The organism is Streptomyces violaceoruber, assembly GCF_033406955.1.
GTDB classification, from domain to species: Bacteria; Actinomycetota; Actinomycetes; order Streptomycetales; family Streptomycetaceae; genus Streptomyces; species Streptomyces violaceoruber.
Genome location: NZ_CP137734.1, coordinates 7,960,364 through 7,983,829 on the forward strand (window position 1 = coordinate 7,960,364; position 23,466 = coordinate 7,983,829).

The following is a 23,466-nucleotide window of genomic DNA, read 5'->3' on the forward strand; positions in this document are numbered from 1 at the left end:
CGGCCCAGGGGCGGGGCGGGGGCGGCGGAGACCGGGACGGCGACGGATCAGACGTTGACGCCGAAGTCCGCGGCGATCCCGGCGAGACCCGAGGCGTAGCCCTGCCCGACCGCGCGGAACTTCCACTCGGCGCCGTGCCGGTACAGCTCGCCGAAGACCATCGCGGTCTCGGTCGAGGCGTCCTCGGACAGGTCGTAGCGGGCGAGTTCCTGGTTGTTCGCCTGGTTGACGACCCGGATGAAGGCGTTGCGGACCTGGCCGAAGCTCTGGCCGCGGTTCTCCGCGTCGTGGATCGAGACGGGGAAGACGATCCGGTCCACCTCGGCCGGGACCGCGACGAGGTTCACCTTGACCGCCTCGTCGTCGCCCTCGCCCTCACCGGTGAGGTTGTCGCCGGTGTGCTCGACCGACCCGTCCGGGCTGGTGAGGTTGTTGTAGAAGACGAAGTGCCCGTCCGAGAGCACCTTGCCCGACGTGTCGAGGAGCAGCGCCGAGGCGTCCAGGTCGTAGTCGGTGCCGGTCGTGGTGCGCACGTCCCAGCCCAGACCCACCAGCACGGCGGTCAGGCCGGGCGCCTCCTTGCTGAGCGAGACGTTGCCGCCCTTGGCCAGGGAAACTCCCACTGCGTTCTCCTTCGTCGTGTCCGTCGTGTCCGTCGTGTCCGTCGTGTTCCGTGTGTGCGTGCCTGCCGCCAATCTACAACACTGTAGAAGAAAGCTTTCTATACGATGTCGCTCCGGAAGACGATCGGCGGCGGAAGGAGGCGGGCCGTGACGGATGACCGGCGTCCGCGGCGACGGGGGCAGGGTGAGCTGGAGGCGCTGGTGCTGTCCGCGCTGCGCGAGGCGGACGGGCCCGCGACGGCCGGCTGGGTGCAGGAGCGCCTCGGCGGCGACCTCGCCTACACGACGGTGATCACGATCCTGACCCGGCTCCTGGAGAAGGGTGCCGTGAGCCGGGAGCGGGCCGGCCGGTCCTTCGCCTGGACGCCCGCCGCCGACCAGGCGGGACTGGCCGCCCGGAAGATGCGCAAGGTCCTGGACGCCGAGAGCGACCGGGAAGCCGTGCTGGCCAGCTTCGTCACCGGCCTCGACCCCGACGACGAACGGCTGCTGCGCGAAGTGCTGGGGCACGCGCGTGCCGCGGAGGACGGCTGACGCCGCATGGGAGTCTTCGTCTTCCTGCCCCTGGTCCTGCCGCTGACGGCGTGGCCGATCGCCAGGCTGGCCGAGCAGCACCTGCACCCGCGCACCGCGACCAGGCTGCTCACCGCCGTGGCCGTCGTGATGGCCCTGTGCAGCACGCTGTGCCTGGCCCTGGTGATGGTGGTCGGCACCGCGCAACTGCCGGGCAACCCGCTCCCCGACGGCTGGTCGGACCCGGAGGTGCGGGCGGCGGTGCCCTACGACGAGGTCGTCGGCAAGGCGGCGATCCCCGCGCTGTGCGCCGTGGTCGCGGCGTCGGCGCGGACCCTGTGGCGGCACCGCCGGGTGCGCCGTGCCGCCCACCGCGCGCTGGCCGGACTGCCGGGCACCGGGGTGGCCGTGCTGCCGGACGACGTGCCCTACGCGTACGCGCTGCCCGGCGGACACCGCGACCGTGTGGTGGTGAGCACCGCCCTGCTCGACTGCCTCGAACCGGGGGAGCGGCGCGCGCTGTTCGCCCACGAGCGTGCCCATCTCGCCGGCCGGCACCACCGCTTCCTGCTCGCCGTACGGTTGGCCGCACTGGCCAACCCGTTCCTGCGCCCGCTGCGGACCGCCGTGTCCTACACGGCGGAGCGGTGGGCGGACGAGGCGGCCGCACGGACGGTCGGCGACCGGCGGACGGTCGCGACCGCGATCGGCAAGGCGGCCCTGGTCTCCCGCGGCACGCCCGTCGCCACCCTCGCCGGTCTCGCGGCGCCCGGCCCGGTGCCGCGCCGGGTGGCGGCCCTGCTCGGCCCCGCCCCCGCGGTCCGCACCTGGCCCCCGGTCTTCACGTCGGTGGGTCTGGCGGCGTGGGCGGCGGCCGCCGGAACCGCCGTCTCGGCGATGTCGTCCGCGAACGCCGCCGTCACGATGTTCCTCATCCTGCGGGCCGCGACGCCGTTCTGACCGGTCCTCACTCCTTGACGGGCGATGGCGGGCAGGAAGTTTCGCAGGTCACAGAAGTGTCGCCGCTTCTTCTTCACTCGATCGGGTGAGTGACCAATCCGGGTCGGGACCCGCTCCGGATTCCCCGTGTGAGGGAAGAACCGAGACCGTGCCGACAGCGAACCGGCGGCTGACCCCCGAACCGGGGCGGCCGGCCACCACGTAACGGCACCGCGTGCTCGGCGGCCCGCCGCACACCACTTCAGCTCCGCGTCACGACTTCGCGCCAACGCAGCCTTTGCGCTGCCCGTTTTCAGGGAGATTTTCCATGAACGCCCGTATCCGCCGCTCCGCCGTCGCCGTCGTCGCGGCCGCCGTCCTGCCCCTGTCCCTGGCCGCCTGTTCCGACGACGGCGACAGCGGTTCCTCGGACTCCGCGCAGGCGGCGTCGTCCGCCCCCGCGGCGACCGACGACCAGTCGGCCGACGCCTCCGGCGGCATGGCGGGCTCCGACGAGCCGTTCGGCCCGGCCTGTTCCACGGTGCCGAAGGAGGGCGCCGGTTCCTTCGACGGCATGGCCAAGGACCCGGTCGCCACGGCCGCCTCGAACAATCCGGCCCTGTCCACGCTGGTGTCGGCGGTGAAGAAGGCCGGTCTCGTCGACACGCTCAACAACGCCGAGAACATCACCGTGTTCGCGCCCACCAACGACGCCTTCGCCAAGATCCCGAAGGCCGACCTGGACAAGGTCCTCAACGACAAGGACATGCTCACCAACATCCTGACCTACCACGTCGTGGGGCAGAAGCTCGCGCCCGAGGACCTGGCGAACGGCTCCTTCGAGACCCTGCAGAAGTCCAAGCTCACCACCTCGGGCTCGGACGAGTCCTACCAGGTCAACGACTCCGCCAAGGTCGTCTGCGGCAACGTGAGGACCGCCAACGCCAACGTCTACATCATCGACACCGTCCTCATGCCGAAGAGCTGAGGCGCGAGCGGGCGTGGCGGCCCGGGAGCCGGGGGAGCGGGTCGGGCCATGGCCCGCCCCCCCGGCGGGGCGAGGGGGACGGGCGGGACACGGGCCCCTGGGCAAGCGGCCCGCCCGAGCGGCCGCCCAGCGCGCGCTCAGTCGTCCATCAGCCCGGCGGCGAGCGTGGCCCCCAGCTCCCAGCAGGCCTCCAGGTCGGCCTTGCCGGGCTCCCCGGTCGCGTTCACCGCGGGCGCCGCACGCTGCCAGCCGAGCCCGGTCGTGACCGACTCGATGCCGCGCACCGCGCCCGTGGTGTCGCTGCCCCCGTGCACGTAGTAACCGAAGGGACGGCCGCGCGTCCCGTCCAGGCACGGGTAGTAGACCTGGTCGAAGAAGTGCTTGAGCGCACCGGACATGTACCCGAGGTTGGCCGGGGTGCCCAGCAGGTACCCGTCGGCCTCCAGCACGTCCACGGCCGTGGCCGCCAGCGCCGCCCGCCGGACCACCCGCACCCCTTCGATCTCGGGCGCGGTCGCCCCGGACACGACGGACTCCAGCATCGCCTGGCAGTTCGGCGACGGCGTGTGATGCACGATCAGCAAAGTGGCCACACCGGCAGCCTGCCGCCCGGCACCCCCCGACCGCAAACGGACACCATGGCACCCGGGAGGTCCGCCGCCGACGGCCTACTCCTCCGGCGCCCCCGTCTCCGTCAGCTCTCCCTCGGCCAGCCGCAGCCAGCGGTCGACGCCGACCTCGCGCAGGAACCGCCGGTCGTGACTGACCACCACGAACGCACCCCGGTAGGAGTTCAGGGCGCTCTCCAACTGGGCCACGCCGACCAGGTCGAGGTTGTTCGTCGGCTCGTCCAGGAGCAGCAGGTGCGGCGCCGGTTCCGCGCACAGCACGCAGGCCAGCGTGGCCCGCAGCCGCTCGCCGCCGGAGAGCAGGCCGACGGGCAGGTGGGCACGGGCGCCCCGGAAGAGGAAGCGGGCGAGGAGGTTCATCCGCTCGGCCTCCGGCCGGCGCGGGGCGTGGGCGGCGAAGTTCTCGGCGACGGTGCGCTCGTCGTCCAGCAGGTCCAGCCGCTGGGAGAGGTAGGCGACCCGGCCGTCGGCGCGCGTGATGTCGCCGCCCTCCGGGTCCAGGTCGCCGTCGACCAGGCGCAGCAGCGTGCTCTTGCCCGTTCCGTTGGCCCCGGTCAGCGCGATCCGCTCGGGGCCGCGGACCGTCAGGTCGACGCCCCGGTCCCCGAAGATGTCCCTGTCGCCGAGCCGGATCCGCAGCCGCTCGCCGAGGAAGAGGGTGCGTCCGGCGGGCACCCGGGTCTCGGGCAGGTCCAGCGTGATGCGCTGCTCCTCGCGCAGCGACCGCTCCGCCTCGTCCAGCCGCGCCTTCGCCTCACCGACCCGGTTGGCGTGGGTCTGACCCGCCCGCCCCGCGGACTCCTGCGCCCCGCGCTTCATGTTGCCCGCGAAGATCCGGGGCAGCCCGGCGTTCTTGAGGTTGCGGGCGGCGTTGCTCGCCCGGCGGTCGGCGCGCTCGCGGGCCTGCTGCAACTCCCGCTTCTCCCGCTTCAGCTCCTGCTCGGCGCTGCGGACGTTCTTCTCGGCGACGTCCTGCTCGGCACGGACGGCCTCCTCGTACGCGGTGAAGTTGCCGCCGTGGAAGCGCAGCTCACCGCGGTCGAGCTCGGCGATGCGCTCCATGCGGTCGAGCAGTTCCCGGTCGTGGCTGACCAGCAGCAGGCAGCCGGTGTAGTCCATCAGGACGTCCTGGAGCCTGTCGCGGGCCGCCACGTCGAGGTTGTTGGTGGGCTCGTCGAGGAGGAGCACGTCGGGCCGCTTCAGCAGTTGGGCGGCGAGTCCGAGGGAGACGATCTGGCCACCGCTCAGCGTGCTCAGCCGGCGGTCCGGGGCGAGAGCGCCGAGACCGAGACGGTCGAGCTGGGCGCGGGTGCGCTCCTCGATGTCCCAGTCGTCGCCGATGGTGGCGAAGTGCTCCTCGGCCACGTCACCGGACTCCACGGCGTCGATGGCCCGGATCACGGCGTCGACGCCGAGGACCTCGGCCACGGTGGGGCCACCCGTCAGGGGCAGGGCCTGCGGCAGGTGGCCGAGGACGCCGGAGACCGTGACGGAGCCGCCGGTGGGGCGCAGCTCACCGGCGATCAGCTTGAGCAGGGTGGACTTCCCGGCACCGTTGGGGGCCACCAGGCCGGTGCGGCCCACGCCCACGGTGAACGACAGATTCCGGAAGACGGGGGTGTCGTCGGGCCAGGAGAAGGACAGGTCGGAGCAGCGGACAGCGGCGTCGGACATGAAGACGACCTCGTGGCAGTGAGGGGCAGAGAACAGAGCTCTGCCCGGAAGGCGAAACGGGAAAAGGGAACGACGAGGGGGCCACTGCGACGGCGCTCGAACACGCCCGCTGCGGCCTACCGGAACCGGGTCTCACCCGGAGATGTCGTCGTCACCCACCATGTCCGCGACTCCCTCGCTGCACGATCAACGTCGCCACCAGCCTAGCAGCCGGGCTCCCGCACCGGCCCGCGTGCCGCGTCGGACGCGGCGGGCGGCGCCGACCGCAGAACCGGTGGCGCGGCCGCCGAGAGGGCCCGGGCGAACAGCTCACAGGGCGCCGCTTCCGGTGCGAGCAGGTGGGCCACCGCCGCGGTCGCGGTGCGGTGCCAGCGGGCGTGGTGACGCAGCATGGCGTGGTCGCCGTTCTCCAGCAGCAGCAGGCCCGCCCGGGCCCCGGCAGCCCGGGCCCGGGAGACGTAGGCGGCCGACTCGCCGGGATCGGTGACGCGGTCCCGGCTGCCGTGCAGCACGAGGAGGGCCCGGTCCCGGAGCTGGGCGACCGGCTCACCCGGCGGGCACCAGGGCGCCAGCGCCACCACGCCGCGTACCGGGTCGGCGTCCGCCGCGCGCAGGGCCGCCCGGCCGCCCATGGAGTGACCGAGCAGCACCACCGGTACGTCGCCGACGAGGCCGTGCAGCTCGGCGAGGGCCCGCCGGGCGTCCCGCAGGGGATCCTCGGCGGCGCCGTTCCAGCCGCGGTTGCGGTAGCGGACCTGGCCGAGGAGGACGTCGTCGTGGCCGGTGGCCGCCCCCAGCGCCCGCAGGAACGGGTGCATCCGCAGGGCCGCGAGCTGCCAGGGGCGCGCCGCGCTGCGGCTCTCCGCCCGGCCGCCGTGCAGCACCAGCACGGCCGCGCGCGTCCGGGGCGGCCGGTGCCGTACCCGCAGTGCCCGGTCCCTCGACGGATCGTCCTGAGTGCCCATGCCGGCCCCTTCCCTGCCGCTTCCTTCTTCTCCCCGCAACGGATGATCCGTTGCCGCGCCGCCCCCGGACCGGTGGTCGCCGAAACGGTCCGCGGCGCCCTCCAGTCCGCCCGCCCCACGGCTCCGGACCACCCACGCAAGTGTTGATCACAGTGGGGTGGAGGTACAGCGGAAATGCCGCGAAGTTCAGGGGAGAGCGCACGCCGCACCGCCGTCGTCGGCGGCGGAGTGGCGGGGCTGACCGCCGCACACATACTGGGCCGGGCACACCGCGTCACCCTGTACGAGGCCGACGGCCGCCTCGGCGGGCACGCCCACACCCGCGACCTGACGTCGTCCGACGGCCGCGGCCACCGGGTCGACTCGGGATTCACCGTGCACAACCGCCGCACAACCGCCGCACCTACCCGCACCTGCTGCGGCTCATCGACGAACTCGGCGTCGCCACCCAGGAGTCGGAGATGAGCATGTCGGTACAGTGCGAGGGCTGCGGCCTGGAGTACGCCGGTGCCCGCGACCCCGCCGGGCTCCTCGCCCGCCCACGCAACGCCCTGAACGGCCCCTGCCTGCGCAAGCTCGCCCAGGTGCCCCGGTTCCACCGCGCCGCCCGCGGGCTGCTCACGAGGACGCCGACCAGGCCCTCACGCTCGGCGGGTTCCTGGACCGCGAGGGCTTCTCACCGTACTTCCGCGCCCACTTCATGACGCCCGTCGTCTCCGCCGTCCGGTCCTGCGACGCCGCCACCGCCCTGCGCCACCCGGCCGCCCACCTGTTCCGCTTCCTGCACCACCACGGCATGCTCGCCGTCGGCGGCTCCCCGGTCTGGCGCACGGTCACCGGCGGCTCCCGCGCCCGCGTCGACCGGAATCGCCGAGCGGCTGCCCGACGTGCGCACCGCCACCCCGGTCCGCACGGTGCCCCGGCACGCGGACGGCGTGGACGCCACCGCCGCCGACGGCACCCGATCGCCTGCGACGCGGGCCCCGCGGCCGCCGCGGTGTCCGTCGTCTCCCCGCTGGTGATGAGCTACCCGCTGATCGGCGGCAGCGGGAAGCGGCTGCTCGAGCGGCACATGGCGGACCGGCCGGGTCGGGCCGAGTACGCGGCGCGCACCAGCGGCTTCTTCCCCGTCCGCCGCGCCGGCCCCGGTCCGCGTGGGACTCGGCCGGTGGGGGTGGGGGCCGCGGCCCCCACCCTGTCAGGCCGGCATGCTCAGCAGCGCGATCGGGTCGGAGGTCGGCTGCTTCGAACCGCCGGCCGGCTCGACCGTGATGCCCACACCTGCCGCGCCGTCGACGGCGCCGTCCATCAGCACCGCCTGACTGGTGCTGCCCGGATCCATCAGGCCCGCCGAGCGCATCGTGCCGTGGTCGTCGAACCAGAGCTGGTACACCTTGCCCCGCGGCGGCTCGGCCATGCCGGAGGCGAGGAAGACCGCCCGGTCCTGGCGTTCGGAGACGACCAGCGTCCCGCTCGCCCCGGCCGCCAGCCGCGCCGTGCGGGACTCGGCGTCCGGCGCGGCCAGCACCCCGGCGAGCGTCTCGGCCCGCCGCTCGGCCCGCGCGGCCCGCTGCCCGGCGTCCTGGGCCCGCTCGTACTGCCACACCGCCGTGCCGCCGAGCCCCGCCGCGGCTGCCACGCAGGCCGCCAGCGCCCACCGGGCCAGGCCGCGTCCCCGGGGCACGACGCGCCGTGCCTTCTCCGCCGTGCCACCGCCCGGCGGGACCTGGCGCACCGCGGTGACGCGGTGCAGCACCCGGTCCCGGAGCGCGGGAGCGGGGACGACCGTCGCGGCCAGCCCCAGCCGGGCCGTCGCGGCAGCGAACTCCCGGGCCTCCTGCTCGCAGGTGGCGCAGCCCGCCAGATGGCGTTCAAAAGCCTCCCGCTCGTCGTCGGGCAGCGCGTGCAGGGCGTAGGCGCCCGTCAGGCTGTGCAGGTCCTCGGTGCGCATCACGCGCTCACCCCCAGGCAGTCACGGAGCCGGATGAGACCGTCGCGCAGCCGCGTCTTGACCGTGCCGAGCGGCAGCGCGAGCGCTTCGGCCACCTGCCGGTAGGTCAGGCCGCGGTAGTAGGCGAGGGACACGGACTGGCGCTGGATGTCGGTCAGGGTGCGCAGACAGCGCCGCACCTGCTCCCGCTCCAGACGGGTCTCCACCTGTTCGGTCACCTCGTCGTACTCGGGTGTCCGGTCGAGCAGCGCCGCCCTGTGGTCGCGGGCCGCGGCGGCCTCCACCGACCGCACCCGGTCCACCGCCCGCCGGTGGGCCAGGGTCAGCACCCAGTTGATCACCGTGCCGCGCTCCGGACGGTAGCGGGGCGCCGTGCGCCACACCTCCACCAGCACCTCCTGCGCGACCTCCTCCGACTGCGCCTGGTCGCGCAGCACCGCCCGGACGACCCCGAGCACGGACCCCGCCACCGCGTCGTACACGGCGGCGAAGGAGTCCTGATCGCCCAGGGCGACCTCCCGGATCAACTGCTGCAGATCGGGCTGGGACGATGGATTTCTGCCGATGTGCACGGCTTCCTTCACGACGGTTGCTCCAAAGAATGCGCGACGGGCGGGGGATGTCCCCGCGTAATCCGGGGCCGCGCGGCCCGCGGATTGGTCGAGGGCCGCGCGAAGCCGCGGTGCTCTCGGCAACCGCACACCCTCCCACGGGCGGCATGGGTATAGTGACCGCGTTCGCGTTCGATCGTGCTCCACAGGAGCGGGAGGACAGGGAGGTGAGGTTGATGACCGTGCTCGACGCCGTCCTTCGCGATGCCCGGATGTCCCTCGCGGTCTCCCTCGCGTCCCGAGCGGCGGCCTGACCCCGCCTCCCACGAACGCAACCCCAGAAACGGATTCTCATTCCGCCATGTCCTCTTCCCGTTCTTCCTGGAACACCCGCGCCGAGACCGGCGCCGACGTCCCCGTCATCCGTGACATCGTCCGGGCCGCCTTCCCCACACCGGAGGAAGCCGCCCTCGTCGACGCGCTGCGCGCCGACGCCGGGGCGTGGATCGCGGGTCTGTCCCTCGTCGCGGTGGACGACTCCGACCGGCCCGTGGGGCACGCCCTGCTGACCCGCTGCCACATCGGGGACAGCCCGGCACTGTGCCTGGCGCCCGTCGCGGTCCGGCCCGAGCACCAGAACAGCGGCGCCGGCGCGGCCGCGGTCCGGGCCGCGCTCGCGGCTGCCGGGCGCCTCGGCGAGCACCACGTCGTCGTCCTCGGACACCCGGAGTACTACCCCCGCTTCGGCTTCGGCAGGGCCTCCGCCCACGGCATCCGGCTGAGCATCGACGTCCCGGACGAGGCCCTGATGGCCCTCACCCTGGACGCCGCCCACCCGCTGCCCGCCGGGACCGTCCGGTACGCCGCGCCGTTCGGTATCTGAACCGACACTCCGCGTGGCGGTGGGAGCTTCTCCCGCCGCCACGCGGCCTTTTCTCGGCGCAGCCCCTTGACCCGACGCCCGCGGTCCTTCACATTGCTTGTTAATGCGCATTAGGTAATGCGCATTAACAAGCTTTGCGCGACGGAGAGGAGCGGTGGTGGCGAAGGAAGCCGCAGGGCGGGCGAGGCCGGGGCGGGCCCCCGCGCCGGCCGGCCGGCGGGCCCGGCCGAGGCAGGCGGAGGTGGCCAGGCTCGCCGGAGTCTCGCAGGCGACGGTGTCCCTCGTGCTGTCCGGGCGCGACCTCGCCACCGGTCGGCCGATCTCGGCGGAGACCCGAGCCAAGGTCCTGGACGCCGCCCACAGCCTCGGCTACGTCCCCGACCCGGCGGCCAGCCGGCTCGCCGCCGCCCGCAACAACCTGCTCGGCGTCTTCAGCTTCACCGCGACGTTCCCGACCGACGTCCGGCACTCGTACTACCCGTTCCTCGTCGGCGTGGAGCAGGAAGCCGCCGCGCAGGGCTACGACCTGGTGCTGTTCACCGGGTCGAGCACCGGGGGAGCGGGCGCCGGCGGCGCGGGCGCGCTCAACCGCGTACGGCTGGCGGACGGCTGCCTCTTCCTGGGCCGCCACGCCCCCGCGGACGCGCTGCGCCGACTGGTCGCCGACGACTTCCCCGTCGTCCACGTCGGCCGGCGCGACGAGCCCGAGGGCCTCGCCTGGGTGGGAGCCGACTACGTCAGCGCCAGCCGCGAGGTCGTCACCGCGCTCGCCGGGCTCGGTCACCGGCGCGTCCTCCTCGTCCGCGAGGACGACGACGCCCCCGCCTCCACCGACCGCGAACGCGGCTTCCTGGACGGGCTCGCGGCGAGTGGTCTGCCCGCCGGACCCGACGCCGTCTTCCGCTCCGGCGACCCGCGCGGCGACCTCACCGCCGACCGGGTCCGCGCCTGGGTGGCCGACGGCGTCACCGCCTTCGTCGCCGAGGAGACCGACACCGGCGCCGCATGGCGGGCGCTGCGCGCCGCCGTCGACGCGGCGGGCCTCGACTGCCCCGGCCAGGTGTCGCTCGCGCTGCTCGGCAGCCCGCCCGCCGACCTCGCCGACGGACCGGCGCCGATGGGCTTCGACATCCCGCGCCCGGCGCTCGGCGCGGAGGCCGTACGGCTGCTCGCCACCCGCATCGCGGGCGGTCCCGCCGAGGGCACCCTCGTCGCCTGCGCCTTCAGAGCGGGCGCGACCGCCGGCCCCCCGGCCGTCCCCTGAACCCACCCCACCCACTGAACCGACCGCACCACTCAAGGAGCAGCAGCGTGATACCGGAACCCGACATCCTCGTCGTCGGCGGCGGCCTCGGCGGCGTCGCCGCGGCCCTCGCAGCCTGCCGGGCCGGCCGCAGTGTCGTCCTGACCGAGGAGACGGACTGGATCGGCGGCCAGCTCACCAGCCAGGCCGTGCCGCCCGACGAGCACCCGTGGGTCGAACAGTTCGGCACCACCGCCACCTACCGGCGACTGCGCGAGGGCATCCGGCAGTACTACCGCCAGTGGTACCCCCTGCGCGCCGAGGCCGCCGCCCTCACCGACCTCAACCCCGGCGCGGGCCGGGTCAGCAAGCTCTGCCACGAGCCGCGCGTCGCCCTCGCCGTCCTGGAGGGCATGCTCGCCCCGCACCGGGCGGCCGGACGCCTCACCGTCCTCACCGAGCACCGCCCGGTGGCCGCCGAGACCGACAACGATGTCGTACGCGCCGTCACCCTGGAGGACCTCCGCGACGGCACCCGCCGCACCGTCCCCGCCCGTTACGTCCTGGACGCCACCGAGACCGGCGAACTGCTGCACCTCGCCGGGGTCGAGCACGTCAACGGCGCCGAGTCCCGGGCCGAGTTCGACGAACCGCACGCACCCGACCGGGCCCAGCCGGGCAACCAGCAGGGCATCACCGTCTGCTTCGCCCTCTCCCACCACGAGGGCGAGGACCACACCATCGACCGGCCCGCCGACTACGACTTCTGGCGCGACTACAAGCCCGACTTCTGGCCGGGCCCGCTGCTCGGCTTCGAGGCCCCCGACCCCCGCACCCTGGAACCGGTGCCGCGCACCTTCGAACCCAACCCCGACCTCGACCCGCTGGCCGTCAGCGCCGACCAGAGCGCCGACGCGGGCGACAAGGAGCTGTGGGGCTTCCGCCGCATCCTCGCCCGCAAGCTGCACACCGACGGCGCCTTCGACTCCGACATCACCCTCGTCAACTGGCCGCTCAACGACTACTGGCTCAAGCCCTACATCGGCCAGGAGGCCGAAGCCCTGCGCGAGGCACGGCAGTTGTCCCTCTCGGTGCTGTACTGGCTCCAGACCGAGGCGCCCCGCACCGACGGCGGCACCGGCTTCCCCGGGCTGCGCCCGCGACCCGACGTGACCGGCACCGCCGACGGCCTCGCCAAGGCGGCCTACGTCCGCGAGTCCCGCCGGATCAAGGCCGTCACCACCGTCACCGAGCACGACGTCTCCATCGACCTGCTCGGCCCCTACGGCCGCACCCGCCACCGGGACTCCGTGGGCGTCGGCAACTACCGCATCGACCTGCACCCCTCCACCGGCGGCGACGGCTACGTCGACATCGGCTCCGTCCCCTTCGAGATCCCGCTCGGCGCGCTCGTCCCGCGCCGGGTGCGCAACCTGCTGCCGGCCGGCAAGAACCTGGGCACCACCCACATCACCAACGGCTGTTACCGCCTGCACCCGGTGGAGTGGAACGTCGGCGAGGTCGCCGGAGCCCTCGCCGCCCACTGCCTCGCCGAGGACGTCGAGCCGCACCAGGTGCAGGCCGAGGACAAGCGGTTCGAGGAGTTCGCCAGGGTGCTCGACCACAACGGCGTACAGCGTCACTGGCCCGACGTCAGGGGCTACTGAACGACCCCGCGCGCGGCGCGAGTTCGGGCGGGGCAGCACCACCTGCCCCGCCCGGTGACCGCCCGCGCGTGGACCGACCCAGCACAAGGAGGTGCCCGGACATGACCACCCACCGCATCCGCGTCGGCATCGACGTGGGCGGAACCTTCACCGACGCCGTGGCGGTCGACGCCACGACGCTCCGGCTCGTGGGCCAGGTGAAGGTCCCCACGAGCCACCATCACGAGGACGGTGTCGCACACGGCATCGTCGAGGCGCTCGACCGGCTGCTGACGCAGACCGGACACGCACCCGCCGATGTGGCCTTCCTGGCACACGGCACGACCCAGGCTACCAACGCCCTGCTGGAGGGCGACGTCGCCACCGTCGGCCTGCTCGGCATCGGCACCGGCGGCGGGACGTACTTCACCCGCAGGCTCGCCACCCTCGCCAAACTCGAACTCACCCCCGGCAAACGGCTCCCGCTGCACTACGCGCATGTGCCCGACCCCGAGGACGCCCCCGCCGTTCGGGCCGCCGTCGAACAGCTCATGGCCGCGGGCGCCCAGGCGCTGGTCGCCAGCGAGCCCTTCGGCGTCGACCGGCCCGAGGGCGAGGAGGCGGTCGCGGAGGCCGCCCGCGCCACCGGCCTGCCGACCACCGCCGCGCACGAGATCACCTCCCTGTACGGGCTGCGCAAGCGCACCCGCACCGCCGTCGTCAACGCGGCGATCCTGCCGCGCATGCTGGCCACCGCCGACCTCGTCGACGCCTCCATCACCAAGGCGGGCGTCACCGCGCCGCTGATGGTGATGCGCTGCGACGGGGGTGTCATGTCCCTGGACGAGATGCGGCGCAGACCCCTGCTGACCGTGCTGTCCGGGCCGGCCGCCGGGGTCGCCGGCGCGCTCATGCAGGAACGCGTCAGCGAGGGCGTGTTCCTGGAGACCGGCGGCACCTCGACCGACATCAGCGTCGTCAGGCGCGGCAAGGTCGCGGTACGGCACGCCGTGCTGCTCGGCCGGACCTCCTACCTGAACGCCCTCGACGTCCGCACCGTCGGCGTCGGCGGCGGCTCCATGGTGCGGGTCTCCGGCGGCCGGGTCACCGGCACCGGACCGCGCAGCGCGCACATCGCCGGGCTGCCGTACGCCTGCTACGCCGACCCGGCCGACCTGCGGGACGCGAAGCTGACCACCATCAGCCCGCTGCCCGGCGACCCGGCCGACTACGCCGTCCTGGACGCGGCCGGCGGCCGGTTCGCCCTCACCATGACCTGCGCCGCCAACGCGCTCGGCCGGGTCCCCGAGGGCGACTTCGCCCACGCCGACCCGGACACCGCCCGCGCCGCGCTGGCCCCGCTCGCCGCCGCCCTCGGCACCGACGTGGACACCGCCGCCGCTCGGCTCCTGGACGCGGGGACCGACCAGGTGAAGTCCGTCGTGGACGACCTCGTACGCGAGTACCGGCTGGACACCGACACCGCCGTCCTGGTCGGCGGGGGCGGCGGCGCCGCCTCGGTCACCCCGCACCTGGCCGCCCGCACCGGCATGACCGGCCGCATCGCCCGGCACAACGAGGTCATCAGCCCCATCGGCGTCGCCCTCGCGCTGGTCCGCGAACAGGTCGAGCGGATCGTGCCGGGCGCCACCCAGGAGCAGATCCTCGCCGTCCGCGCCGAGGCCGAGCGCGCCGTGGTCGAACAGGGCGCCGCCGCCGACGGAGTCGAGGTCGAGGTCACCGTCGACCCGCAGACCAACGTCGTACGCGCCATCGCCACCGGCGCCACCGAACTGCGCACCCAGGACCGGGCCCACCGCGCCGACGACGCCGAACGCCTGCGACTGGCCGCCACCAGCCTCAAGACCGACCCGTCGAAGGTGCACGTCCTCGCGGGCACCCCGGCCCACACCGTGTACGGCACCGAGGTCCACCGGCGCTTCCGGCCCGTCCGCCACCCGGTGCGGGTGGTCGACGCCGACGGGGTCGTCCGCCACCACGCGCCGGACGCCCGGGTCGAGGCGACCACCGTCGCCGCCGCTCCCGAGGTGCTCGCCAAGCTGGTCACCGAGCACACCTCCTACGGCGACGGAGGCGTCCGCGCCCCCGCCGTGCGGCTGCTGCTCGGCTCCCGCATCGCCGACCTCTCCGGCGTCCTCGACCCCGAGCCGCTGCTCGCCCTCGCCCGCAGCGAACTGCGCTCCCGCGCCGCCGACGAACCGGTGGTCGCCGTACTGGAGGTGCGCGAATGACCGTCAAGGAAGCCCCCGCGCGGGCGGACCTCGCCGCCACCGACGACATCGGGTGGGCGGTGCGGCTGCTGGCCGCCACCCCCACCCACGAGCACCGGGACCCGGAGCTGCTGCACCGGTGGGCGCGGGCGGCCGACGCGTTCGGCGCCGCCCTGGCACCCGTGGAGTGCCGGGCCCGGATCGTCGAGCGCGACGGCGGACTGGAACTCGGGCTGCTCGCCCGCTACACCTCCAGACCGCCCACCGTCGAGCTGTACACCGACACCATCGATCTCGCCGAACGGGTCGTCGACGCCCGCGGCTGGCGCGCCTGGTACCCGCCCGGCTCCGTGCGGGCGGCCGCCCTCGCCCACGAGGCGGTGCACGTCCACCTTCACCACGGGCCCGGGAAGGCCGCGCTGAAGCAGGCCCTCGGTCACAGCGCCCTGCGCCTGGGCCGGCTCCGCGTCCCCGGCCATGTCGCCGGGGCCGAGGAGGTGGCCGCGCACGCCTACGCCCGCACCGTCTGCGGACTGGGCCGCAGTCCGCTGCTGCTGACCGCCGCCCTGGCCGCCGAGACCGAGACCGTGACCGAGACCGAGAACGGCTCCGTGACCGGGAGCACCCCACCACCCGCACGTGACGCAAGAAGAGAGAACTGACCCATGGGTGTCGTCATCCTCCTCGTCATGGCGGCCGGCGTCGCCGCGATGCTCACCCGCAAGCTCCCCACCGCCTTCGCGCTGGTGCTGCTGGCCGTGGTCATCGCCTTCCTCTCCGGCGCGCCCCTGACGGGCAAGAACAGCGTCCTGGACACGGTGCTCCAGGAGGGCGCCCCGGCGCTCGCGGCGACGATGGTCGCCATCATCCTCGGCTCCTGGCTCGGCAAGCTGCTCGACGAGACCGGCATCGCCGGCACCCTCGTCCGCAAGATCGTCGAGTTCGGCGGCGACCGGCCCACCGTCGTCGCCCTCGGCGTCCTCGCCGTCTCGGCGCTCGTCGGCACCGTCACCGGCTCCGCGCCCGCCGCGATGCTGGCCGGCATCATCGGCATCCCCGCGATGGTCGCCGTCGGTGTGCCCAAGGTGACCGCCGCGGGCACGGTGCTGATGGGCATCGCGGTCGGGGTCCCCTTCGAACTGCCCGTCTGGCAGTTCTTCTCCACCGCCCTCGACCTGCCCGTCGACACCGTCCGCGGCTTCATGGTGAAGCTGTTCCCGTTCGCCCTGGTCGCCGCCGTCGCCTACGTCGTGATCGAGAACCGGCGCCGCGGCACCGAGCACGCCTGGTCGCTCAAGTCGGTCTCCGCCCGCCCGGCCCCGCGCCGCGAACGCCTCGGCGACGCACCCTGGTACGCGCTGCTCGCCCCGGTGATCCCGCTGGTCCTGGCCCTCGGCCTGGACGTGGCCATCATCCCCTCGATGCTGGCCGGTGTGCTCTACGCGCTGGTCACCACCACCCGGCCCGGCGAGATGAACAAGCGCCTGCTGCGCACCCTGTACGGCGGCTTCGAGGTGGCCGCGCCGCCGCTCGCGCTGTTCGTGGCGATCGGCATCCTGCTCGCGGCCGTCAAACTCCCCGGCGCGGTGGACGCGCTGGAGCCGCTGATGAAGGCGGTCAGCCCGCAGAACCCGGTGCTGTTCGTCATCGTCTTCACCGTGCTGGTGCCGCTGTGCCTGTACCGCGGCCCGCTCAACGTGTTCGGGCTCGGCGCGGGCATCGCGGGCGTCCTCATCGCCACCGGCATCTACCCGGCCGTCGCCGTCCTCGGCATGGCCACCTCGTACAACCAGGTCTTCGGCGTCGCCGACCCGACCAGCACGCAGACCGTGTGGGCCGCGCAGTACGCGGGCGTCAGTCCGCAGCAGGTCATGGTCCGCACCCTGCCCTACGTGTGGCTGGTCGCCCTCGGCGGCATGTGCGTCACCGCCGCCCTGTACCTGTGACACATCCGTACGTGTGACATCCCCCCTCACCCAGGAGTCGACATGCACGAGCCGCACCTCGACCGCCGTCTGTTCCTGAAGGGCACGGCCGTCACCGGCGCCGCCCTCGCCCTGGGCGCCACCGCCGCGCCCACCGCCTCCGCCGCACCCGGCGGGTTCCCCGACTACACCTACGTCCGCACCCTGCTGACGCCGTCCCAGCTGGCCTACAACCCCACCGGCGAGATCATCTTCCCGACCGTCCGGGGCGTCTACGACCGGCTGCCCGCGAGCGGCCGGCTCGGCCGCTACTACCTCTACTACGCCCCGCACGACGCTCCCGGCGGCATCTGCCTGGCCTACGGCGACTCGCTGGAGGGCCCCTTCACGGAGTACCCGCACAACCCGATCGTCTCCAACAAGTGGTCGCCGCACTACTCCGTCAGCCACGTCTCCTCGCCGCACGTGATGTGGCACGCCGGGCGGAAGGAGATGTGGCTGTACTTCCACGGCGAGAACACCACGACCAGGCTCGCCCGCTCCACCGACGGCATCCACTTCACCTACGACAAGGTCGTGCTGAACACCTCGATGCTGCCGTCCGGCACCACCGAGACCTCCTACGCGCGGGTCTTCCCGCACGAACTGCCCTCGCGCGGCGCGCACTACGTCATGGTCTTCATGGTCAACAACACCACCAACCACCGTGACATCGGCTGGGGCTGGTCCGCCGACGGCCGCACCTGGACGTTCGCCCAGGAGCCCCTGGTCCGCCACGGCGACGTCGGCGCGGTCAACGTCGGCGGCCCGCACCTGCTGCACCGGAACAACAGCACGTACGTCGTCTACAACAAGGACAAGGAGAGCGGCGGCGACCTGATGATCACCGAGGTCGGCAACGACTTCTCGCTCCGCAGGCACCTCGGCGTCCTCTACGACTCCCGGGCGTCGGCACCGGAGAACGGCCGTGCGGCCTCCCCGTCCTTCGGCACCGACCGCGGCGTCCCGTACATGATCTACGAGGCGGGGGAGCGGCTGGCCGGTTCGATCGCGATGGCCCGCGGCTGACCCCGGGGCCGCCGCACCCACGGCAGCGGGGCCGCGCGTCCGGATCGGACGGGCGGCCCCGCTGTCTTCTCGACGGGTGCCTCAGGCGACGGGCGCCGGGTCCTTGTCGGTGCCGGTCGGCGCGGCGGGGCCCTCGCCGGACTCCTCGGCCAGGCGCTCCATGCCGCTGGTGGTCTTCAGCGGCTTCTCCTTGATGAACACGACGGCGATCAGCGCGAGCACCGCGAACGGCGTGGCGACGAGGAACAGGTCGGCCGTGGCGACGGCGTAGGCGTGCTCGATGATCGTGCGCAGCGGGCCGGGCAGCGTGGACATGTCCGGGACGCTGCCCTCGCCGGAGCCGCCGCCACCGGGGGCGGTGACACCGGCGTTGCGAAGTCCCTTGGCCGTCTCGTCGGCGACCCGGTTGGCGAGGATCGCGCCGAGGACGCTGACGCCGATGGTGCCGCCCATGCTGCGGAAGAACGACAGCACCGAGGTCGCGGCGCCCAGGTCGGCGGCGGGCACGTCGTTCTGGGCGGCCAGCACCAGGTTCTGCATCAGCATGCCGACGCCGACACCCAGGATCGCCATGTAGAGGCTGAGCAGGCCGAAGTTGGTCTTCGCGTCGATCGTGGCCAGCAGCGCCAGGCCGACGGCCATGATGAACGCGCCCGCCACCAGGTACCGCTTCCACTTGCCGGTCCGGCTGATCACCTGTCCGGCGACGGTGGAGGACACCAGCAGGCCGAGGATCATCGGCAGGCTCATCAGACCGGCGACGGTCGGCGACTTGCCCAGGGAGATCTGGAAGTACTGCGAGAGGAAGACCGTCCCGCCGAACATGGCGACACCGACCAGGAGGCTGGCGACGGTGGTCAGGGTGACCGTGCGGTTCCTGAAGATGCCGAGCGGGATGACCGGCTCGGGCGTGCGGGCCTCGACGAACACCGCCGCGACCAGCAGCAGCACGCCGCCGCCCGTGAGGACACCGGTCTGCCAGGACGCCCAGTCGAACTCGTTGCCGGCCAGCGACACCCAGATGAGCAGGGCGCAGACACCGGCGACGATCAGGAAGGCGCCGAGCCAGTCGATGCGCACCTCGCGCTTGACCGTGGGCAGGCGCAGGGTGCGCTGGAGCAGGGCGATGGCGAGCAGCGCGAACGGCACGCCGATGAAGAAGCACCAGCGCCAGCCCAGCCACGAGGTGTCCACCAGGACACCGCCGACCAGCGGCCCGGCCACGGTGCCCACCGCGAAGACGGCGCCGAAGATGCCGGCGTACTTGCCCAGCTGGCGGGGCGGGATGACGGAGGCCATCACGACCTGCGCGAGCGCGGTCAGACCGCCCGCGCCGATGCCCTGCACGACCCGGCTGAAGATCAGCAGCCCGACCCCGTGCGAGAAGCCGGCCAGCAGCGAGCCGACCACGAACATGCTCAGCGACAGCTGGAGCAGCAGCTTCTTGTTGAAGAGGTCGGACAGCTTGCCCCACAGCGGCACCGTCGCGGTCATCGCGAGCAGCTCGGAGGTGACGACCCATGTGTACGACGACTGGCTGGCGCCCAGGTCGGCGATGATCGTGGGCAGCGCGTTGGCCACGACGGTGCCGGCCAGGATCGCGACGAACATGCCGGCCATCAGGCCCGACATGGCCTGGAGTATCTGCCGGTGGTTCATCGAGGTGGGAGGCGCGTCGGCGGGCGCCTGGGTAGCGGTCACGGCATCTCTTTCGTGTGATGGGTCCTGAGGGGTCGCGAGCCCGGCGCGGAGGCTACGCGGAGGGTGCCGGGAGACCGGCGGCGAGGAGGGTGAAGACCTCGTGGAAGACGTCGAGGAAGGCGGCTTCCTCCTGGTGGGCGGACCAGTGGTCCATGCTGGTGCGCACCGCGGCGCCCGCCACCGCGGCCAGCAGTCGCGGGTAGAGCCCCGGCCCGTCCCCGCCCGGGTCGCCGTCCCCGCGCACGCGCAGGGCGATGGCGTCGGCCAGGTCCGCCTCGGCCGCCATGTGGGCCCCGACGCCGCGCGCCAGGAGGTGCGGTGAGGCGTGCAGGACCTCGGCGTGCAGCCGCCACAGCTCGTGCTGCTGTTCCGCCTCGGCCAGCTCCGCCGCCATGGCCTCGCGCAGGGCTGCCAGCGGGGAGAGATCGGCCGGTGCTTCCAGGACGGCGCGCCGCATGCGTGCGCCCGCGTCCGCGTCGATGACCACGAAGGCCTCGTCGCGGCTGTCGAAGTAGTTGAAGAAGGTGCGCACGGACACTCCGGCCGCGGCGCTGATCGCCTCGACGGTGACCTTCTCCGCCCCGTGTTCGGCGGCGAGGCGCACCGCGGCCTCGGCCAGAGCGGCACGTGTGGCCCGCTTCTTCCGCTCCCGCAGACCGCCCCCCGCGGCACCCTTCTCCGACATAAGTTGCATGGTATGCAAAGATGCACGACATGCAAAATTGGCGGGCGCCGACCCCGGAAGGGATCGGCGCCCGCCGTCGTCGGTGCGGCTCAGGCGGCCAGTCGGGCCAGCGTCTCCTCGAAGGAGGCGACGTCCCCGGTGGGCCGGTTGTGCGGCAGCCGGGCCAGTGCCGCGGCCATGCCGCAGGTGTTGGTCACTCCGGAGAAGACCAGTCCCGCGCCTATCGCGCCGGACAGCCAGTGCGCGGGCCGCCAGAAGCGTCCCGCCACGAAGCCGGCGGCGACGAGCGACCCCGCCGCGAGGCGCACCTGCCGGTCCATGGGCCACGGGGTACGCGCCCCGGCCGGACGCTCGACGGGATGACCGGCCGCCGCCCACGCGCTGGTGCCCCCCTCGAGCGTGGCCGCCGCGACGTCCCGCGCCGCGAGCCGCGCGCAGCCCTTGGCGGACCGGTTCCCGGAGGCGCACACGAGCAGCAGCGGTCCGCGTGCGGCGGCCGCGGCCAGGGTGCCGGCGGCCTCGTCGAGGCGCTCCAGCGGAACGTTGTGGGCGCCGGGCAGGTGGCCGCCGGCGAACTCGCCGGGGGAGCGGACGTCGACGACGGTGAACTCGGCCAGGCGGGCCGCCGCCTGCCCGGTGGTCAGTGCGGTGGCGGTTGCTGCGGGGGTGTTCACGGAGCGAGACCTTTCTCGTTGTTCGTCCCCCCGCGCGGTAGGATACCCGCGGGGGTATGTGGGGTTCGGTGAGGTATCGGGTGGAGGAGAGGGAGAAGCGTGGAGCTCGACATGTCGGCCGACGAACTGAAGTCGGCGCTGAACCGGCTGCGGCGCGCCCAGGGGCAGCTCGCGGGAGTCATCCGGATGATCGAGGAGGGCCGGGACTGCGAGGACGTGGTCACCCAGCTCGCCGCCGTCTCCCGCGCCCTGGACCGGGCCGGGTTCTCGATCATCGCCACGGGACTGCAGCAGTGCATGACCAGTGACGACCCCGAGGTGCGCGACTCGGCACAGATGCGGGCCAGGCTGGAGAAGCTCTTCCTCTCCCTGGCCTGACGCCGGCGGGCTCGCCGGGCGGCCGGCGTCGGCGGGTCGGCGGGTCGGCGGGTCACAGTACCGCCGACACGCCCATCGCCACGGCCACGGCGAGCAGCACGGCACCGAAGACGCGCCGCAGCGTCCCGGCGGAGACCTTCGCGGCCAGCCGCCTGCCGTCCCACGCGCCGAGGACCGCGGCCGCCAGGAACGGCAGCAGCAGGGTGAGGTCCAGGTGTACGGAGGAGTACGCCCGGGCGGCCAGGGCCACCAGCGCGTTCGCCCCGACCACCAGCAGACTCGTGCCCACCGCCGCGCTCATCGGCACCGCGAGGACGGCCACCAGCGCCGGTACCGCCAGGAAGCCGCCGCCGACCCCGAGGAACCCGGTCACCGCACCGAGACCGGCCCCGGCCCCGGCCGCGCGCGCCCCCGACACGGCGCCGTTCTCGCGCGGCGCGCGGCGGCCCAGCATGTGCAGGCCCGCCAGCGCGGCCAGGGCGGCGAACAGCAGCGTCAGCACCGTCGCAGGGACCCGCGAGGACAGGGCGCCGGCCCCGGCGGCGGGCAGCACACCCGCGGCCGCGAACAGCAGCCCGGCCCGCCACCGCACGGCCCCCGCCCTGGCGTGGGCCACCAGCGCGGTGACGGACGTGACGATCACGACGACGAGGCTCGCGGTGGTCGCCGCCGCCGGGGTGAAGCCGAGCAGGTAGACGAGCGCGGGCACGGTGAGGATGCTGCCGCCCGCCCCCAGCGCGCCCAGGGACACGCCGGCCGCGGCGCCGGCGAGCAGCGCGAGGATCAGCGGCGTCATGCGGCGGTGGCGTCCGAGGGCGTCACGAGCGGGAGGCCCGCCCCGGCCGCCGCGGCGAAGCCGTCGTCGATCGCGACCACCTCGCGCCCGGCGGCGTCCAGCACGGACGCGGCGACCGCCGCGCGCATCCCGCCCGCGCAGTGCACCCACACCGTGCCCGGCGGCACCTCGTCCAGGCGCCGGTGGATCTCGTGGACGGGCAGGTGCACGCTGCCCCGGACCCACCCGTGGGCGCGTTCCGCGGCCCGCCGTACGTCCACGACCACCATGTCGTCCGCGCCGTCCCGTCGCGCCGCGGCCAGCTCGGCGAAGGTGGCGCGCCGGAACGAGGCCGGCCGCTCCCCCTCCGCGACCCAGTCGGCCGGGGAGCCCACGGCCGCCGCGGCCGGGCGGTCGATGCCCACCCGGGCCAGCTCGCGCTGGGCGCGGGCCAGGTCGTCGGCACTGTGCGCCAGCAGCGTCACCGGCCTGCCCCAGGGGATCAGCCAGGCCAGGTAGGTCGCGAGCTGTCCGTCGGCCTCGAAGTTGAGCGACCCGGCGACGTGACCGGCGGCGAAGGCCACCCGGGAGCGCAGGTCCACGACCCACTCGCCCGCGGCCAGGCGCCGGGCTATCTCGTCCGCGTCCGCGCGGCGGGGCTCGGTCAGATCCAGGGGAGCGGGTCCCTCGCTGTTCACCGGCGCCATGTGGGCGTAGTAGGCGGGCACGTCGTCCAGCCCGGCCAGCAGCTCGCGGACGAAGGTCTCCGCGTCCTGGACGAGCGCCGGATTCGCGGCCCTCTCGGCACCGATCGTGCTGTGCTCGCCGCCGGCGGCGGTGGAGGAGCAGAAGCTGCCGAAGCCGTGCGTGGGCAGCACGCTCACCGCGTCCTCGAGCCGGTCCGCGAGACGGTGCGCGGAGGCGTGCTGCGCGCGGGCCAGCTCCTCGGTCAGCCGGGGCTCCACGAGGTCGGGCCGGCCCACGGTGCCGATCAGCAGCGAACCGCCGGTGAAGGCGGCCACGGCCCGCCCCGCCTCCTCGAGGACGTACGAAGTGTGGTGCGGGGTGTGGCCAGGGGTGGCCACCGCGCGCAGCTCCAGCCCCGCGTCGACCGGCTCCACGGCGCCGTCGGCCACCGCGACGCGCGCGTACGCCACCTCGGCCCCGGCCGGCACCAGGTAGCGCGCGCCGGTGAGCCGGGCCAGCTCCAGACCGCCGGTGACGTAGTCGTTGTGGACGTGGGTCTCGGCGACGACGGCGATCCGCACCCCGCGCCGGGCGGCCGCGGCGATGACACGGTCGATGTCCCGCGGCGGGTCCACGACGACGGCCGCGTCGGGACCGCCCGCCAGATAGCTGCGGTTGCCCAGTGACTCGGTCTCCAGGACGTCGACAAAGAACACGGCACGCTCTCCTTCCGGAAT

22 protein-coding genes and 1 pseudogene are annotated in these 23,466 nt (G+C 73.9%); 12 read left to right on the forward strand and 11 right to left on the reverse strand.

The window, feature by feature from the left end; translation table 11 throughout:
• Positions 1–47: 47 nt before the first annotated feature.
• On the reverse strand, positions 48–623 hold the full coding sequence (locus R2E43_RS35935) for a TerD family protein (RefSeq protein WP_003978221.1): 576 nt from the start codon (positions 621–623) through the stop codon (positions 48–50).
• 105 nt (positions 624–728) lie between these two features.
• Between R2E43_RS35935 and R2E43_RS35940 the strand changes: the two genes are divergently transcribed.
• The 3 genes from R2E43_RS35940 to R2E43_RS35950 all read left to right on the forward strand — a co-directional run bounded on the left by R2E43_RS35940 (position 729) and on the right by R2E43_RS35950 (position 3,063).
• Positions 729–1,157, forward strand: a complete 429-nt coding sequence (locus R2E43_RS35940) for a BlaI/MecI/CopY family transcriptional regulator (RefSeq protein ID WP_011027265.1) — start codon at positions 729–731, stop codon at positions 1,155–1,157.
• A gap of 6 nt (positions 1,158–1,163) precedes the next feature.
• A complete protein-coding gene (locus R2E43_RS35945) occupies positions 1,164–2,096 on the forward strand; it encodes a M56 family metallopeptidase (protein WP_003978223.1) in 933 nt (310 codons plus the stop codon).
• A 307-nt stretch (positions 2,097–2,403) separates the two neighbouring features.
• Positions 2,404–3,063, forward strand: a complete 660-nt coding sequence (locus tag R2E43_RS35950; RefSeq protein ID WP_003978224.1) for a fasciclin domain-containing protein — start codon at positions 2,404–2,406, stop codon at positions 3,061–3,063.
• 137 nt (positions 3,064–3,200) lie between these two features.
• On the opposite strand, the gene R2E43_RS35955 is transcribed toward R2E43_RS35950, so the two are convergent.
• From R2E43_RS35955 to R2E43_RS35965, 3 genes are all read right to left on the reverse strand, one after another.
• Positions 3,201–3,656, reverse strand: coding sequence for a flavodoxin family protein (locus R2E43_RS35955; protein WP_003978225.1), 456 nt, complete (start codon positions 3,654–3,656; stop codon positions 3,201–3,203).
• Between the two features lie 75 nt (positions 3,657–3,731).
• Positions 3,732–5,366, reverse strand: coding sequence for an ABC-F family ATP-binding cassette domain-containing protein (locus tag R2E43_RS35960; protein ID WP_093455454.1), 1,635 nt, complete (start codon positions 5,364–5,366; stop codon positions 3,732–3,734).
• Positions 5,367–5,569: 203 nt separating this feature from the next.
• On the reverse strand, positions 5,570–6,331 hold the full coding sequence (locus R2E43_RS35965) for an alpha/beta hydrolase (protein WP_003978227.1): 762 nt from the start codon (positions 6,329–6,331) through the stop codon (positions 5,570–5,572).
• 174 nt (positions 6,332–6,505) lie between these two features.
• On the opposite strand from R2E43_RS35965, the pseudogene R2E43_RS35970 reads away from it, so the two are divergent.
• Positions 6,506–7,293: pseudogene (locus R2E43_RS35970) on the forward strand (FAD-dependent oxidoreductase); the annotation flags it as partial.
• A 236-nt stretch (positions 7,294–7,529) separates the two neighbouring features.
• Here R2E43_RS35970 and R2E43_RS35975 read toward each other — a convergent pair.
• Together R2E43_RS35975 and R2E43_RS35980 are read right to left on the reverse strand one after the other, a co-directional pair.
• Positions 7,530–8,282: an anti-sigma factor gene (locus R2E43_RS35975; RefSeq protein WP_265695635.1), complete on the reverse strand. Its 753-nt coding sequence runs from the start codon at positions 8,280–8,282 to the stop codon at positions 7,530–7,532.
• Positions 8,282–8,866, reverse strand: coding sequence for a sigma-70 family RNA polymerase sigma factor (locus R2E43_RS35980; protein WP_011027261.1), 585 nt, complete (start codon positions 8,864–8,866; stop codon positions 8,282–8,284). Before R2E43_RS35980 ends, R2E43_RS35975 begins: the two co-directional genes overlap by 1 nt.
• Positions 8,867–9,194: 328 nt before the next feature.
• On the opposite strand from R2E43_RS35980, the gene R2E43_RS35985 reads away from it, so the two are divergent.
• The 7 genes from R2E43_RS35985 to R2E43_RS36015 all read left to right on the forward strand — a co-directional run bounded on the left by R2E43_RS35985 (position 9,195) and on the right by R2E43_RS36015 (position 17,829).
• Entirely contained in the window at positions 9,195–9,716 is a 522-nt protein-coding gene (locus R2E43_RS35985) for a GNAT family N-acetyltransferase (RefSeq protein ID WP_093455452.1), read from the forward strand.
• 154 nt (positions 9,717–9,870) lie between these two features.
• Positions 9,871–10,980: a LacI family DNA-binding transcriptional regulator gene (locus R2E43_RS35990; RefSeq protein WP_063739092.1), complete on the forward strand. Its 1,110-nt coding sequence runs from the start codon at positions 9,871–9,873 to the stop codon at positions 10,978–10,980.
• Between the two features lie 47 nt (positions 10,981–11,027).
• Positions 11,028–12,626: an FAD-dependent oxidoreductase gene (locus R2E43_RS35995; RefSeq protein ID WP_332056980.1), complete on the forward strand. Its 1,599-nt coding sequence runs from the start codon at positions 11,028–11,030 to the stop codon at positions 12,624–12,626.
• 101 nt (positions 12,627–12,727) lie between these two features.
• Positions 12,728–14,857 carry a hydantoinase/oxoprolinase family protein gene (locus tag R2E43_RS36000; protein WP_030862828.1) on the forward strand — a complete coding sequence of 710 codons (2,130 nt, stop codon included), beginning with the start codon at positions 12,728–12,730 and terminating at the stop codon, positions 14,855–14,857.
• Positions 14,854–15,498 (forward strand): hypothetical protein, encoded by a 645-nt coding sequence (locus R2E43_RS36005; protein ID WP_030862825.1) that lies wholly within the window; start codon positions 14,854–14,856, stop codon positions 15,496–15,498. The genes R2E43_RS36000 and R2E43_RS36005 overlap by 4 nt, the downstream gene beginning before the upstream one ends.
• A 3-nt stretch (positions 15,499–15,501) precedes the next feature.
• Positions 15,502–16,782 carry a TRAP transporter large permease subunit gene (locus R2E43_RS36010; RefSeq protein ID WP_003978237.1) on the forward strand — a complete coding sequence of 427 codons (1,281 nt, stop codon included), beginning with the start codon at positions 15,502–15,504 and terminating at the stop codon, positions 16,780–16,782.
• Between the two features lie 42 nt (positions 16,783–16,824).
• Positions 16,825–17,829: a twin-arginine translocation signal domain-containing protein gene (locus R2E43_RS36015; RefSeq protein WP_030862822.1), complete on the forward strand. Its 1,005-nt coding sequence runs from the start codon at positions 16,825–16,827 to the stop codon at positions 17,827–17,829.
• A gap of 81 nt (positions 17,830–17,910) precedes the next feature.
• Here the strand turns inward: R2E43_RS36015 and R2E43_RS36020 are convergent, their stop codons facing one another.
• From R2E43_RS36020 to R2E43_RS36030, 3 genes are all read right to left on the reverse strand, one after another.
• The gene (locus R2E43_RS36020) at positions 17,911–19,488 is read right to left on the reverse strand and encodes an MDR family MFS transporter (protein ID WP_231909220.1); all 1,578 of its coding nucleotides are present in this window, start codon (positions 19,486–19,488) and stop codon (positions 17,911–17,913) included.
• Positions 19,489–19,582: 94 nt separating this feature from the next.
• Entirely contained in the window at positions 19,583–20,224 is a 642-nt protein-coding gene (locus tag R2E43_RS36025; RefSeq protein ID WP_011027253.1) for a TetR/AcrR family transcriptional regulator, read from the reverse strand.
• An 80-nt stretch (positions 20,225–20,304) separates the two neighbouring features.
• Complete coding sequence (locus R2E43_RS36030) at positions 20,305–20,889, reverse strand: rhodanese-like domain-containing protein (protein ID WP_011027252.1); 585 nt, start codon at positions 20,887–20,889, stop codon at positions 20,305–20,307.
• Positions 20,890–20,988: 99 nt separating this feature from the next.
• Here R2E43_RS36030 and R2E43_RS36035 point away from each other — a divergent pair, with 99 nt between their 5' ends.
• Positions 20,989–21,267: a metal-sensitive transcriptional regulator gene (locus R2E43_RS36035; RefSeq protein WP_003978241.1), complete on the forward strand. Its 279-nt coding sequence runs from the start codon at positions 20,989–20,991 to the stop codon at positions 21,265–21,267.
• 52 nt (positions 21,268–21,319) lie between these two features.
• On the opposite strand, the gene R2E43_RS36040 is transcribed toward R2E43_RS36035, so the two are convergent.
• A complete protein-coding gene (locus R2E43_RS36040) occupies positions 21,320–22,063 on the reverse strand; it encodes a sulfite exporter TauE/SafE family protein (RefSeq protein WP_011027251.1) in 744 nt (247 codons plus the stop codon).
• Positions 22,060–23,445: an MBL fold metallo-hydrolase gene (locus tag R2E43_RS36045; RefSeq protein WP_011027250.1), complete on the reverse strand. Its 1,386-nt coding sequence runs from the start codon at positions 23,443–23,445 to the stop codon at positions 22,060–22,062. Before R2E43_RS36045 ends, R2E43_RS36040 begins: the two co-directional genes overlap by 4 nt.
• Between the last annotated feature and the right edge of the window lie 21 nt (positions 23,446–23,466).